We start from the raw sequence: 15,041 nt of genomic DNA, 5'->3' as shown, positions 1-15,041 counted from the left end.
TAACCATGACCTATTCAAAATTAAAACAAGGCAAGTCTGTTCCTTTTCATGACGCATTAACGATTCAATTGATCCAACCCGACGATCTGTCCGACATCATCAACATGCTCAACGATGATCAAGTTAACCCTTATCTATTCTTCGCACCTGCGGATGACAGTCTCTACCAAGGTTTTTTCAACCCTATTATTGAAAACACCGCCGATGCGATTCAACAAGGCATTTGGCCAGACAGCCCAACCTTTGTCATTCGTGATCAACAAGGGCGTTACATGGGCATGACCGCCATTACTCAGGTGATGTTCTTACAAGGAAACCATGAAGTTGGTTACCAACTGCCAGTACATGCTTGGAAACAAGGCATTGCCACGAGTGCTTGTAAACTGATGACTGACATTGGGTTTAATCAACTGAATGCCCATAAAATCAGCGCCGATTGCTACGCCGCCAATCTTGGATCATACAAAACTCTGGAAAAGTGTGGGTACCAACGTGAGGGGTGCCAAGTGGATTACTACAAGACTGAGCAAGGTTTTGATGACAAACTTTATTACGGGATCACTGCTGAGCAGTTTGTAAAAAATAAATAGAAAATGGTGTCTTTATCATAATCCACTACCGATTTGCCAACTTGTGCGAGTTGTTCCACCTTTGCCATTGGGCCAAAATCCAACTTGGTTAATGCTAACTTAAGAGAATTGTTCTGATGCGTTGAACTGGTAACTCATGTCATTTTAGAAAAAGTAAGTTCTCGTATCTTCGTCGCAAAAAATAGATGACACACTTCTAAGAACATTAAATTTAAGTATATTGATAGTTAATGCAATTATTGTTCACGAAAAAATAAAAACTAGAAAAATATACTATGAATTTATAATAAACATGAAAAGAGTCAATATAGATGGTATCGACATTGAAATAGGGAATAAAGTCTACACAACTAAGCACTGGTATCTTGCCGGACTTATTTCAGTAGTCTCATTTATATTATTAAATATAGATGCTGCTTATGAAAATAATACTCTTGAAGGTATTCTGATTATATTAACTGTACCATTAATTTTTCTTATTCATGAAATACATAGAATGGTATATAGGCCAACATTACTAGCCATTGGATACGCCGGTATATATAGCCCGAAAACAGGATTAATTGCTTGGAGTAATATTGAATCAATTAATTACCAAATTTCCCCATCAAACTCGTTATTAAAATCTCTTATTATTTATGTAAAGGAACCTAATTTCACTATGAATTATTGGTTTTTTGAACCTATAAAAATGATAGAGAATCCTATTTATATTCGCATGGATCATACAGGTTATGATATAAAAAAGGCCAAACAACATGCCGACATCATGAAATCTTGGTATGAAACTTGGAATTCTGAAGCGAACGAATAAAAACATGTAGCAAAAAAGCGACCAACCAGGTCGCTTCCTTATTTTCTTACATTAACGATTATTTTTTATTGCCGTGTTTCATGGAATCTAATGCAACAGCAAAGATGATAATCCCACCCTTGATAATGTATTGCCAATATGGACTGACCCCAATATAGGTCATGCCGTAGTTGATGACGGTGAAGATAAGCACCCCCGTCACAACGCCCATTACCGTCCCCACGCCACCAGCAAAAGAGACCCCACCAACCACACAAGCAGCGATGGCGTCAAGTTCGTACATAAAGCCAACGTTGTTGGTAGCACTCCCAATTCGCCCGGCTTCTAACATGCCGCCAAATGCGTAGAACACACCTGAAATAGCGTAGATTTTAAGTAAAGTGATTGGCACATTCACACCAGACACTTTCGCGGCATCTGGATTACCGCCAATGGCGTAGATATTTTTGCCGAATACGGTTTTATTCCACATGATCCATACGATGATCATTGCAGCTATCGCATAGAAAGTAATATAGGAAAGTCGGAAGTCCCCTATTCGTATAAAGCCTTGCGCAAAGGTGGAGAAACGTTCATCAAAACCCGCAATTGGAGAAGCGCCAATAGAGTCAAAGTATAACGAGTTAATTCCGTAAACGATGATCATTGAACCTAGTGTGGCAATAAACGGGGTCACTTTCATGTACGCCACGATAATGCCATTCACTAAACCAATTAACGCACCCACCAAACACACCATTAAAATCACCGCAACAATTGGGATTTCCCCTAATTGTGGGAAGACTTTGTTAGCATTATCGGTCGCTTGCAACAAACTCGCAGACAACACGGCAGCTAAGCCGACTTGTCGTCCTGCGGATAAATCGGTGCCTTGAGTAATGATTAAACCCGCTACCCCAAGTGCGATAATAATCCGCACTGAAGATTGCGTTAAAATATTGCTCAAGTTACGTAAGCTTAAAAATGAAGGTTCTTGAATCACAATTATCGCAAGCAGAATAAGAAGCACACCATAAATGCCACCTGCTTTGAGATATTTTAAACTGTATGTTTTTAAATTTTCCATGGGTAATCCCTTACAGATAAAGTGCCGCTAATTCTAAAATTTCTTTTTGGGTGGTATTTTTAGTTTCAACAATGCCCGCCGCACGGCCATTACTCATCACTAAAATACGATCGGTTATTCCCAAAAGTTCTGGCATTTCAGATGAAATAATAATGATACCTTTATCTTTGTTCGCCAGATTTAATATCAACTGATAGATTTCAAATTTTGCGCCAACATCAATACCGCGTGTAGGCTCATCCAACATTAATATTTCAGGACCTGTTAGTAACCAACGCCCGATAATCACTTTCTGTTGATTACCACCTGACAATGAGCCAATAGTTGTGGCATGCGAAGGCGTTTTCACCCTCATCGCATCAATCACCCATTGAGTGTCTGATTTCATTTTCGAATTACTCAGCAAGCCTGATTTGGTTTTGTACTGCTCCACATTCGCGACCAAAGAGTTAAACGTAATATCTAATTCACCATAAATACCGGTGGAACGTCTTTCTTCGGTAACTAAAGCAAAGCCATTTTGAATCGCTTCATGGGCATCTTTATTGCGCATGACTTTATCGTGCAATAAGATTTCACCAGACGATTTTTCACGCACCCCAAAAATAGTTTCGACAATATCGGTACGACGCGACCCCACCAGCCCTGCCACGCCAAGAATTTCTCCTTTACGTAATTCAAAGCTAACATCTTGAATAGACGGTTGATTTAACGCAGTTAAGTTACGGACATGAAGAATGCTTTCTTTCGGCGTGTTGGTTTTTTCAGGAAAGCGATTAGTTAATTCACGCCCCACCATCATGCCGATGATTTTATCCATATCAAGACCAGCTAAAGGTCGGGTTTCCACCCATTGCCCATCTCGTAACACGGTAATGTCATCACAAATGGCGAAGATCTCTTCCATTTTGTGAGAGATGTAAACAATTCCACAGCCTTTCTCTTTTAATTTCTTAATGATTTTAAAAAGGTGACTGACTTCTTTTTCACTTAAAGAAGACGTGGGTTCATCCATGATCACGATTTTAGCGTTGTATGAAAACGCCTTAGCAATTTCCACCATTTGCATTTGAGAAACCGATAAGTTGCCAGCTTTTTCTTTTGGATCAATATCGATGTCTAACTCATCAAATACCGCTTGGGTATCTTGGTACATCTTGTCATGATCGACAAAGAAGCCTTTGGTTGGGTAACGCCCAAGCCAGATATTATCCATAACGGTTCTTTGTAACACTTGGTTTAACTCTTGATGCACCATAGAAACACCGGCTTCTAAGGCTTCTTTTGAAGAATGGAAATTGACTTTTTCACCAAGAAAAACAATGTCACCTTCATCTTGATCATAAATACCAAATAGGCATTTTAATAAGGTTGATTTACCTGCCCCATTTTCTCCCATCAAAGCATGAATAGAGTGAGGTCTCACTTTCAAACTCACTTTATCTAATGCTTTAACACCTGGAAACTGCTTACTAATGCCAGTCATTTCCAATAGGTAGGTGTCTTGTTGTCTGTCCATAAACACACTCAAATTAATTCTGCTAATCGATAAGGCAAAGTAAAGGTATTAACAGTCAGCTTTTGTTTACCTTCACTTTATTTTTAGCGCATTGTTGAATGAGAGGGCCAAGGTGGTTGCTAGTGCTAGCGAATCATTAGCATTTAACCACCTTGGTTTTTTACTCTCTATTTAAGGGTGCTTTTATCTACAGCCACATAAGGAACTCGGATCACTTTACCGTCTAGCTTCCATTTTGTGCCTTCTGTAGCAGGCTTGCCTTCAGCAAGATTACGAGAAAGCTCGAAAGTCGCTTGTGCTTGTGAATCTGCATCATTTAGCACGGTACCGGCCATATCGCCCGATTTGACCAGTGCAATCGCTTCCGCTAATGCATCGACACCAAATACCGGTAATTTAATCCCTGATGATTTTAGAGCTTCAATTGCCCCCATTGCCATGCCGTCATTATTGGCAATCACAACTTCAATATTCTTGCCGTTAGGGCCAGCAAGCCACGCATCCATTTTATCTTTTGCCATTGCCGCGTCCCACATAGCCGTATCCAGTTGCAGTTCTTCGGTTTTATAGCCGGCATCGTTTAAAGTTTTCACAACATAAGTAGTACGTGCTTCAGCATCAGGGTGACCGGGTTCACCTTTGAGTAAAACATATTGGATAACACCATCTTTGTTTAAATCCCAAGCAGGATTAGCTTTCCATTGCTTGGCAATCATTTGCCCTTGGATCACACCAGATTCTTTTGAATCGGTACCGACATAATAAGCTTTATCGTAACTTGCCATCGCTTTTGCTGATGGTTCTTTGTTGTAAAACACAATCGGCACATCATCGAGTTTTGCTTTATTAATGATCGCCGGTGCAGCTGCCGGATCGACAAGGTTAATCGCGAGGGCTTGAACACCACGCGCTAGCATCACATCTACCTGATCATTTTGCATTGATTGGTTATTTTGTGAATCGTTCATTAACACTTTCACATCAGGATCCTTCGCTGCATTGACTTCCAGCGCCTGTCTGACCACCGACATAAAATTATCATCATATTTATAGACGGTAATACCAATGGAAGTGGCAGCGAATACGTTAGTAGCAAACGCTAAACTTGAGGTGATTGCAGCAGCAAGTACGATTTTTTTCATGTGGGTACCCTATTTCTCGTTATTTTTATTGTGAATATACCCTTCTTATTTTGGGGTATAAGTCCATTTCACTTGATTCTGTACATCTTTAAAAAAACATCTTGTGAAAACGTTTACCCAGAAAGAGTAGACGCTATTTATAAATAAAAAAATGAGCAAGTTAACGTTTTGTTACTTTCATGAGTTTGGTGAATGGAATTGTGATCTGCTTGTCATTATCCGCAATAGAAATGTAGGTTTTAGTATCAATACTGCACCAAACCTGAAGGTTCGATGCATTATTTCTATCCGTGAAATCCAATGGCTAAAGTATTTGTTTTAGTATTAACTGATAAAAATATTCATTCTGACTTAATAAATACTCTGGATGGACACTCGGGCTCCATGAGTCATCACCACCAATACCCATGTGCTGTGCATCAATATGAATATAAAGGTTTCCCCTCTGATGAGTTCATCGGTGTGAGAGGCTGGATAAGTTGTATTTGAGAATACTCGCATACAGAAAAATGAAACCATCCTCTGATCTCAATTGAATTGGCTTGTAAATAATGAGCATCACAGCGCAGCCCATTTTCAGATGGAAAAATATAAGGTGTATGCATGTAAGATATTGGTAATTGATAATGCCCAAAATATGCAGAAAACAGTCAGTCTTGTGAATAACCGATCCATTGACCATTGCACCAGACATGACATGCAGAATTGCCCCCTTCAAATACAATACGCATCGATTCATTCATATCTGTCGGCTGCCACTCAAAACAATGACGATAACAACCTGTGGGATTATCTATAGGTACAAAAGGAGGAGTATCAGGAAAGGGATATTTAATATTAGTGTAAATGGGATTATCGTTGACTTGATCATGTAACTGCCAATTGCTTGGTACTGGCATGGCTAACCAAGATATCTCCCCATTGCCCTCGACAACGGCATTGATCTTAGTAGAAAAAACCATATCCAGCACGCTTTCTGGAACCGATTCAGGGGAAGAAAATAGCTGGAATTGCCAGTCACCATTTAATGAAACTCGACTGCCTTGTGTTCCATTTGAGGCATCCGTTTGATGACGATAACTGTGTAACGGAGAATGCGGTGCTAACGTATTGAGCTTCACCACTTTTTCATTTTGCCAATCTTGGCTCTAAATAACGTCATTAAAGGAACGCATAAGATCTCACAAAACATAATTATTACTTATATGTTAATAAGTCATCTTAACTATTTCCGTGATTACCAGCTCAAAATGAAAACGTTAACATCCAACATTTAAGTATTGAAAATAAACCCATACACCGTTTTATGGTGGTAGTCTTCCTTAGTTTCCAACAAACCAGCACTTTTACCCCACTCAAGGTGATTCGGGCCGTCTGGTAAATACTGTGTTTCTAGCGCCAAACCATCGTATTTTTGATACACCTTATTGGCACCGACAGCACCGTCTAAAAAGTTACCCGAGTAAAATTGTACCGAAGGTTTGGTTGTGGCTAATTGCATGATGACATCTTGATTTGGCGAACATAATGTTGCCACCGTTTGTTTTCCATCACATAAGTGAGCATCAAAGAGAAAAGCATGATCATAGCCACCAGCAATCACTTGATCGCTATCTTTCAAGAAATCTAGTCCGACTTGCTTTTCATGATTAAAATCAAAACCGGTTTGTAACACTGAAAGCGTTTTACCTGTCGGGAGCATATCGGGTTTAGTCGGTAAATAGGATTTCGCCACCATCTGTAGTAAATGGTCGGTGCTTTTTTTATCCGAACCTTCACCCGCAAGGTTAAAGTAAGCGTGGTTGGTTAGATTGACAGGACATGCTTTATCAACGTTCGCCCGGTAAGAGATGCTCAACTCGTTGTCATCCGTTAATTCATAACACACCTCAACGTTGAGGTTTCCAGGGTAACCTTGATCGCCATCTTCAGAGAACAACTCAAATATCACCGAGTTGTCAGTCTGTTCATTAATTTTCCAACGCTTTTTGTCGAAGCCAATCTTCCCGCCATGCAAAGAATTGACACCTTCATTGGCAACAATATCAAACGTATCTGTACCAATATGGAACTGGCTGTTGCCAATTCGATTGGCATAACGCCCTACAGTGGAACCAAAGAACGCCGTTTGCTTAATATGCTCTGCCATATTTTTAGACCGCAATAAGACTTCACGGCCTTGTTCATCAATCGGCAACATGCAACTTAGCCACGTTGCGCCAATATCCATGAATGACACCGACATACCATAACTATTGGTTAAGTGGATAATGTTGGCCTTTTTGCCATCTAACCAAGCAGATGACGTCATGTCATTTTCTAGTTTTTGTAAGTATTGGTTTATCATTCTACTTTTCCTGCACCATCCATCGCTCGGCACACATAAATTGTTTCTTTTAATCCGCTTTTCGCTTGATATTGGGCTTCAACCGCAAACTTAACGGCGCTGACTAAAACAGGGGGAACTAAAGCAACGATACAACCACCAAAGCCCCCGCCGGTCATACGAACACCACCTTGAGTACCAATCACTGATTTTACAATATCCACTACCATATCCACCTCTGGGCAAGTGATCTCAAAATCATCACGCATCGAAACATGTGATTGCTCCATCAATATCGCTAAACAAGCCATATCGTCATTTTTCAGTGCTTCTGCCGCTTTAACAGTGCGTTCATTTTCAGTAATAATATGGCGAGCACGTTTAGCAACAACCGGATCAAGTTCTGATTGGCGCAGTTCAAATTGTTCAATTGTCACATCACGCAGCGCTTTTACTTCAAAAAAATCTGCGGCTGCTTCACATTGTAGACGGCGGGTGTTGTATTCGCTTCCGACTAATCCACGCTTTTTATTCGAATTGATGATGACAATCACCATATCTTCTGGCATCGGTACCGCCTGAGTGTTCAGAGAGCGGCAATCAATTAATAACGATTGGTTACGTTTACCCTTAGCGGAAATAAGTTGATCCATAATGCCGCAATTACAGCCAACAAATTGATTTTCCGCTTGTTGGCCATTTAGCGCGATATCTTGTTGCGAAATATCTAAGTTATACAACTCCTTAAAAGTCTGCCCAATCACCACTTCTAATGCAGCAGACGAACTTAACCCTGCGCCTTGTGGCACATTACCGCTAACCGCAATATCCGCGCCATTAAATTCAAAACCACGCTTTTGCAAGCAATCAATCACGCCACGAATGTAGTTAACCCACATGATGTCTTGATTAAATTCAAGAGGCTTAGATATATCGAATTCATTGATCTGATTATCATAATCCACCGCAATCACGCGCACGAGCTTGTCTGTACGCGCTGTCGCAGCAACCACCGTTTGATAATCAATCGCACAAGGCAATACAAAACCGTCGTTGTAATCGGTGTGCTCACCAATCAGATTGACACGACCCGGCGCTTGAATAATATGTTCCGCCGCTTGCTGAAACACGGTTTGAAAGGCATTAGATACCGTTTGAATAAGTTGCTGTGAACGCTCTGTCATAATTACTTCCTAAAATCTGTTCCTAGTACTTAGAAATCTCTAATCTTTATAATGCTTGTCACTCACCGCTCTTAAGCGCTCTGCCGCTTGTTCTGCGGTAAGATCTCGTTGGTTTTCCGCCAGCATTTCATAGCCCACCATGAATTTTTTCACCGTGGAAGAACGCAACAGTGGTGGGTAGAACAAGGCGTGCAGTTGCCAATGCTCGGTACTGTTATCTTGTTGCTGTGCATTATTTTCAAAGAATGGCGCATAGTGCCAACCCATTGAATATGGGAACGAACATTGAAATAAATTATCGTAACGGCAGGTGAGTTTTTTAATCGCCAACGCCAAATCATCTCTCTGAGCATCGGTTAGTTCACTCATGCGTCGAATATGAGTTTTCGGCAATAACATGGTTTCAAAGGGCCAAGCAGCCCAATACGGCACGACTGCGATCCAATGCTGCGTTTCCACCACAGTACGAGCGCCATCTTTCACTTCAGATTGCACATAATCCACCAGCAAATTCGAACCATGTTGCTGGTAATAATCGCGTAGGTGTTTATCTTTGCGCTCTATTTCATTTGGAAGAAAGCTGTTAGCCCAAATTTGCCCATGCGGATGAGGCTGAGAACACCCCATCGCTTCCCCTTTGTTCTCAAATGCCTGAACCCATAAATACTCTTGACCCAATTCTTCTATTTGCTCATTCCATGTATCAACCACATGACGGATTTGCGATACCGGTAGTTCTGGCAAGGTTTTGCTGTGATCTGGTGAGAAACAAATCACACGACTCAACCCGCGTACGCCTTGAGTTTTAAATAATGGATTATCCGACTGCGGCGCATCTGGAGAATCAGACATTAATGCGGCAAAATCATTTTGAAAGACGTAAGTGCCTTTATAATCAGAATTGACATCCCCAGAAATACGGGTGTTGGTTGGGCATAGAAAGCAGCCTTCATCGTACGGCTTAATACTGTCGATCACTGGCTTTTCATCTTGACCACTCCACGGACGTTTAGCACGATGCGGCGAAACCAAAACCCACTGTCCGGTTAAAGGATTATAACGACGATGTGGGTGATCAATCGGATTAAATTTAACGTCTGACATTGTATTTCCTTCAATGAGTACCAGTAAAAAGCCATGTCGCCTTTACTTTATTTGAAGATAATAGCCGTCTATCCGATCTCTTTCTGTGATCTTATTCATGCAGTGTAAACGTTAACACTAAATTATTTCCATCACAAAAAACAAAAAGCACTGACGGCTGCCAGTGCTTCTATTTTTAAGTTTTACTTTTTCTTTTTCTTTTTCTTTTAAAAAAACGAATCAATCTACTGCTTCAAATCGATTTGATAAACCGCAAAACCAACATCATCCATTCCCACTTTAGTCATTGGGTATTGAGCTTTATCTTTAATGAACTTAGCTGCGGTATCGCTTGGTGAGGTTTCAAATTGCACTTTCAAATCCGCTTTAGTTTTGATTGGAGCAAATGACCAGTTGTTATCCGCACTTGGTGTGACTTCGCCCTTTTCTTTACTGACGCGAGAAATGTAATCCGCTACCACTGTGCGGTTTTCATCGGGTGAATCAAACGCAACGTGCTCTGATCCTGTTCCTGAAAATTTACCGCTGTACGCTCGGTAGTTATTAGTGGCAACAATAAAGGTTTGCTTTGGATCAATCGGTTGACCTTGGTAGGTTAACCCGACAATACGCTGGGCATCTTTATTAATCAGTTTGCAATCACCATCGTATTTTGCAGGCTGAGTAACATCAATTTGATAATTAACCCCATCCATCACATCAAAATTATAAGTGCGGAAACCATCCCAGTTGATCAAGGTTTGTGGTTTATTGCTGTTAGGATCAATTTGGTTAAATTGACCAGCTGAACATTCAAGCCATTCTTTTACTTCTGCGCCACTCACTTTCATGGCGACAAGGGTATTTGGATACAAATACAAATCCGCTGCATTACGGAAGGTTAACTTGCCCGATTCCACTTCGGTAAAGTTACCCGGATCGTTTTTGCGACCACCAGCTTTAAACGGCGCTGCCGCAGACAATACAGGCAAGCCGTCTAAATTAGGATCGCCTTGAATAAAACGTTCAACGTAATCTTGTTGAGCCAAGTTAACAATCTGCACCGTTGGGTCGTCTTGCACCAAGGATAAGAAACTGTACATCACATCATTAGCTTTACCGATTGGCTGATTAACAAAATCACGAGTGCCTTGATGATCATGCTCAAGCGCACTTTTTAAATCGTTATCTTCAGCCGCAAGAGATTTCTTATTGTTAACATCATAAATAGGGCGTGCAACCGCTTTACCGTTAGTGACTCCCCACTTACTTTCTTTTTGCTCAAGCACTAAATCAATCACACCAACATGGCTGCCCCAACGACCAGGCATCACCGAAGGCACACCATTGATAGTCCCTTTTGCAATATCGGCTCCTGGCACTTTCGCAAACTCTTTACTTGGGAAAACCGCATGGGAATGCCCAAAAGTAATCGCATCAATACCTTTTACTTGCGTGAGGTAATAAACCGAGTTTTCCGCGCCTTGTTGATACTCATCGGTTGAAATACCGGAATGAGGAATGGCTACGATCACATCCGCCCCTTCAGCTCGCATTTTCGGAATAAAGGTTTCAGCAGTTTGTTTGATGTCGTTAACTTGCACTTTCCCGGTTAAATTTTTCTTATCCCACACCATGATTTGTGGTGGTACAAAACCAATATAACCCACCTTGATTTCATGCGATTGTCCATCGGTATCTTTAAATTGATACTTCTTGATCACGTATGGATTAAAATAGTTTTTACCCGTTTTGGCATCCATCACATTAGCATTTACATAAGGAAACTTGGCATCATTGGTCGATTCTGCTAAAAAATCCAACCCATAATTAAACTCATGGTTTCCAATATTACCCACGTCATAGTCAAGCAGGTTCATCGCTTTATAAACAGGATGGACTTCACCCGGCTTTAACCCTTTCGATGCCACATAATCGCCCATTGGGCTGCCTTGAATTAAATCGCCATTATCGACTAGTACGCTGTTTTTCACTTCATCGCGCGCTTGTTTTACTATCGTCGCGGCACGTACTAAGCCAATTTTTTCAGACGGTTTATCTTTGTAATAATCATAATCCATCACGTTTGCGTGAATATCAGTCGTTTCAACGACACGCAGGTTAATGGTGTCGGCAAACGCTGGATTGGCGATGCTGATCATCCCGACCAGAACCGAAAGAGAAAGAGGGTGACGAACGATTTTCATTAAGCTCTCCAAAATGGGGGAAAAAGAATGAGAGGTATGTATCAAGTGGTGGTAATTCTATGATCACTTTCATTAAATTTATGTGATATACAACAGCTTATTCAATTAATGAATAATACCTCGAATGCCTGATGCACCATTTTGCAATTGTCGAATCATGTTAATTTACACATTTATGAATTACATACTTTGTTTATTTTCTTCTCAAAAATAAAAAACATCATCTGTAACCATTTGAAAAAAGACACCATCACGTAAGTTAAGGCCACGTTTAACTTTTAAGTGGTTTTTATATGCAAAGGATCAAGATTGCGTTCACATCAATTATTTCACTTCTGTTAATGGTGGCGTGCGCCTCCACTTCTCAGATGTCACCCCAACCCATAAAAAATGATCCCGATTGGATTTCCAATCAACTTCCCAATGGTTTGAAATACCACATCTACCATGATGGTAAATCCCCCGTATCCATTCGTTTTATTGTTCATACTGGAAGTATTAATGAAACCATAAATCAACAAGGTTATGCCCATTTTTTAGAACATATGGCATTTAACGGTAGTCAACATTTTAAAGAAAACCAAATCATTAAAGATTTTGAAAAAGCGGGTGCCTCATTTGGGGCGGACATCAATGCCAGCACCGATTATGTGCAAACCACGTATAAATTGGATTTACCCAATCAGGATACGCTCGATCAAGGCATGTTGTGGTTTAGAGATATTGCAGATGGTTTAACGATCTCAGAAACAGAAGTGGAAAAAGAAAAAGGTGTCATTTTAGGTGAGTATCGACTCCGTCGACCGGAACATAAGCCATTCTATTTTAGTCTTTATAATCATTTAATCACCGACACTGCATTGGCTCAGCATGATCCTCTAGGAACCAAAGCGTCGATTCAGGCAACCACAGCGCAAGGCTTAAAACAATTTTATCGAACCTGGTATCAACCACAACGGACCGAAATTATCATCAGTGGCAATCTTTCAACATCAGATGCCGATGCCTTAATTAGCAAACATTTTTCAAATTGGGCATCAACTACTACCGAATCAGATGCCAAGGCAGAAGCCATCGTTAATATCGATGACCTTCATTATAATAACCAAAACTTTGTGGCTCCAATTGGGCCTTATGATTCCGCGAGCTTCGGCTTGTTAATTCCACGCGGAAAGAGCCGCTGGGTAACATTAGGCGATCAAACCTTCTATTGGAGAGATGATGTTGCTTACCAATTGATCTATCAGCGCCTTAACAGCACATTCATTGATCATGGTTTGGCTATCCAACAAACCTACACCGGTGATTACTGGCTGGAAGGTCAACGCTATTCGCAGATCCAAGTCAGTTTTGCAGAGCAAGATCGCCAAGAAATACAAGCTCAATTAATTTCTGTTATCACCTCACTGCGAGATCACGGTGTCAGCCAAACCGAACTGAATAATATTATGAGTGGCTATCAACAAACATTAGATACTGCAGACCAAAATTGGGAAAAACAAACCGCAACCGAGCATGCGAATGGTATGGCTCATTCCATTAGAATGAATCAAATGCCACAATCAAAAGCCGATTATAAAAATAACCTTACTTTATTTATTGCCAATACTGATGTCTCTGTGATCAATACGCATTTAGATCAGTTGTTAGCACAACCAAAAATATTAACGATTGGCGCAAGTAAAACCGAAAACGTCACCGCGCTTAACGCCACATTACCTACCCTAACATCACAATTAGCCCAAGCAGGTGAAAAGCCGTTATTTACTGAGAGTGATAAGGATTTCAATCAGCCTAAAACCATTGGGACTATCACTCACGAGCGTATCGACCCTCAAAACCCTAATATGACAATTTGGACCTTAAGCAATGGCTTAGAAGTGTGGTATTTACGCGATAGAAATGCTGGTAAAGAGGTGAATATCGCGTACTCAGGTTTAGGCGGAAAAGCGGCATTGCCACCTGAATTATTCCCAACCTTTGAAGTATTTATTCCAACGATCATCCGAAGTGGTATTGGGCAGTTAAATGGTTCCCAATTACAATACAAACTACGTAGCCGTAATATTGCCGTCAGCCCTTATTCGACCTATACCTGTCAAGGTATAACCATCTCAACACCTCAAGATTCTCTCGCCGATAGTTTTGCTACTTTATACACTGCGCTAACCGATATTCGAGTGTCTGACGTTCAACTAAAAGCAGTGAAGCAACAAAGCATTCAAGCAAAAAAAATAATGTTTCAATCTCCGGCCGGTCTATTTGATATAGAGTTTGAAAACCATGTTTTTCCCAAGGAAAGTTACCGACATCTCGTCTCATTCGAGGATATATCTACTATAACAGCAGAACAAATCAAACAGACACACCAGATACTATTCACCCAAAATCGCAATAACAAGCTGGTGATTATTGCCGATCTTGATAAGAAACAATTAGCGCCTTTATTGCGCCAATATGCGGCTAATTTTCCTTTAGAACCATCCAAAGACGTTAGCTATAACCCAAATTATAACCAACACTCTAGGCTTTTAACGATCGCCCCTTATAACAATGAGAATAGCTCGCTGGTACTGCTAAGAACACTCAGTAATCAGCCTTTAGCAAGAAGCACCAAAGATATTTTCATAAATGACATGCTGAGCCGTATTATTAAGCAGCGTTTAACCCAAAGCTTAAGAGAAGATCTAAGTTTAGATTATTCACCGAATGTGCTCGCCTTCTTTGCTGATGAGGAACAATATCAAGACTGGGCATTTCTCGTTTGGGCTGCTCCTAAACAAGTCACAAACATTCAACAAGCATTTAAAGATGTTATTGAACAATTACATCAAGGCATTACCACACAGGAAACGAGCAGCGTGGGTAAGCAATTGGCTGCCGATTTAGCGCCATTGGTTGCCGATCAAAAGCAATATACCGCCTTTATTCAACGTTATTTAATTCATGGTTATGATTTTCATGTCTTACAAGATCCCAACTCGTTTATTCAAACCATAAGCGCGAGTGATTTATCTCAAGCATTTGAACAGCAATTTGGTGAAGGTAGTTTGTCGCTTGAAGCTCTATTAACACCAAAGAAATAAAAGGGCTTAATATTAAATACCATT

General features: G+C 40.6%; 13 protein-coding genes. 3 read left to right on the top strand and 10 right to left on the bottom strand.

Going from position 1 to position 15,041, the window contains the following annotated elements; all coding sequences use genetic code 11:
• The first annotated feature begins 5 nt into the window (after nucleotides 1–5).
• Nucleotides 6–590 (top strand): GNAT family N-acetyltransferase, encoded by a 585-nt coding sequence (locus tag A1QC_RS07670; RefSeq protein ID WP_017025124.1) that lies wholly within the window; start codon nucleotides 6–8, stop codon nucleotides 588–590.
• A gap of 292 nt (nucleotides 591–882) precedes the next feature.
• The gene (locus A1QC_RS07665; RefSeq protein WP_141705985.1) at nucleotides 883–1,404 is read left to right on the top strand and encodes a hypothetical protein; all 522 of its coding nucleotides are present in this window, start codon (nucleotides 883–885) and stop codon (nucleotides 1,402–1,404) included.
• 58 nt (nucleotides 1,405–1,462) lie between these two features.
• Here A1QC_RS07665 and mglC read toward each other — a convergent pair whose 3' ends face one another.
• The 10 genes from mglC to cpdB all read right to left on the bottom strand — a co-directional run bounded on the left by mglC (nucleotide 1,463) and on the right by cpdB (nucleotide 11,931).
• The gene (mglC, locus tag A1QC_RS07660) at nucleotides 1,463–2,470 is read right to left on the bottom strand and encodes a galactose/methyl galactoside ABC transporter permease MglC (protein ID WP_017025122.1); all 1,008 of its coding nucleotides are present in this window, start codon (nucleotides 2,468–2,470) and stop codon (nucleotides 1,463–1,465) included.
• A 10-nt stretch (nucleotides 2,471–2,480) separates the two neighbouring features.
• A complete protein-coding gene (gene mglA / locus A1QC_RS07655) occupies nucleotides 2,481–3,989 on the bottom strand; it encodes a galactose/methyl galactoside ABC transporter ATP-binding protein MglA (protein WP_017025121.1) in 1,509 nt (502 codons plus the stop codon).
• Nucleotides 3,990–4,156: 167 nt separating this feature from the next.
• Nucleotides 4,157–5,131, bottom strand: coding sequence for a galactose/glucose ABC transporter substrate-binding protein MglB (mglB, locus tag A1QC_RS07650; RefSeq protein WP_017025120.1), 975 nt, complete (start codon nucleotides 5,129–5,131; stop codon nucleotides 4,157–4,159).
• A 304-nt stretch (nucleotides 5,132–5,435) separates the two neighbouring features.
• Nucleotides 5,436–5,540 (bottom strand): hypothetical protein, encoded by a 105-nt coding sequence (locus A1QC_RS15810; protein ID WP_084021861.1) that lies wholly within the window; start codon nucleotides 5,538–5,540, stop codon nucleotides 5,436–5,438.
• Between the two features lie 10 nt (nucleotides 5,541–5,550).
• Nucleotides 5,551–5,736 (bottom strand): hypothetical protein, encoded by a 186-nt coding sequence (locus tag A1QC_RS15805; RefSeq protein ID WP_084021860.1) that lies wholly within the window; start codon nucleotides 5,734–5,736, stop codon nucleotides 5,551–5,553.
• Between the two features lie 45 nt (nucleotides 5,737–5,781).
• On the bottom strand, nucleotides 5,782–6,252 hold the full coding sequence (locus A1QC_RS07645) for a sugar-binding domain-containing protein (RefSeq protein ID WP_017025119.1): 471 nt from the start codon (nucleotides 6,250–6,252) through the stop codon (nucleotides 5,782–5,784).
• 152 nt (nucleotides 6,253–6,404) lie between these two features.
• On the bottom strand, nucleotides 6,405–7,478 hold the full coding sequence (gene galM, locus A1QC_RS07640; RefSeq protein ID WP_017025118.1) for a galactose-1-epimerase: 1,074 nt from the start codon (nucleotides 7,476–7,478) through the stop codon (nucleotides 6,405–6,407).
• Nucleotides 7,475–8,641, bottom strand: a complete 1,167-nt coding sequence (gene galK / locus A1QC_RS07635) for a galactokinase (protein WP_017025117.1) — start codon at nucleotides 8,639–8,641, stop codon at nucleotides 7,475–7,477. Before galK ends, galM begins: the two co-directional genes overlap by 4 nt.
• Before the next feature lie 39 nt (nucleotides 8,642–8,680).
• The gene (locus A1QC_RS07630; RefSeq protein WP_017025116.1) at nucleotides 8,681–9,745 is read right to left on the bottom strand and encodes a UDP-glucose--hexose-1-phosphate uridylyltransferase; all 1,065 of its coding nucleotides are present in this window, start codon (nucleotides 9,743–9,745) and stop codon (nucleotides 8,681–8,683) included.
• Between the two features lie 224 nt (nucleotides 9,746–9,969).
• Nucleotides 9,970–11,931, bottom strand: coding sequence for a 2',3'-cyclic-nucleotide 2'-phosphodiesterase (gene cpdB / locus A1QC_RS07625; RefSeq protein WP_017025115.1), 1,962 nt, complete (start codon nucleotides 11,929–11,931; stop codon nucleotides 9,970–9,972).
• A 293-nt stretch (nucleotides 11,932–12,224) separates the two neighbouring features.
• On the opposite strand from cpdB, the gene A1QC_RS07620 reads away from it, so the two are divergent.
• Nucleotides 12,225–15,017 carry a M16 family metallopeptidase gene (locus A1QC_RS07620; RefSeq protein ID WP_017025114.1) on the top strand — a complete coding sequence of 931 codons (2,793 nt, stop codon included), beginning with the start codon at nucleotides 12,225–12,227 and terminating at the stop codon, nucleotides 15,015–15,017.
• Nucleotides 15,018–15,041: the final 24 nt, after the last annotated feature.

The organism is Vibrio rumoiensis 1S-45 (genome assembly GCF_000286955.2).
Taxonomy (GTDB): Bacteria; Pseudomonadota; Gammaproteobacteria; order Enterobacterales; family Vibrionaceae; genus Vibrio; species Vibrio rumoiensis_A.
The sequence above is the reverse complement of the archived record's forward strand: the minus strand, read 5'-3'. Positions and strand labels throughout refer to the sequence as shown.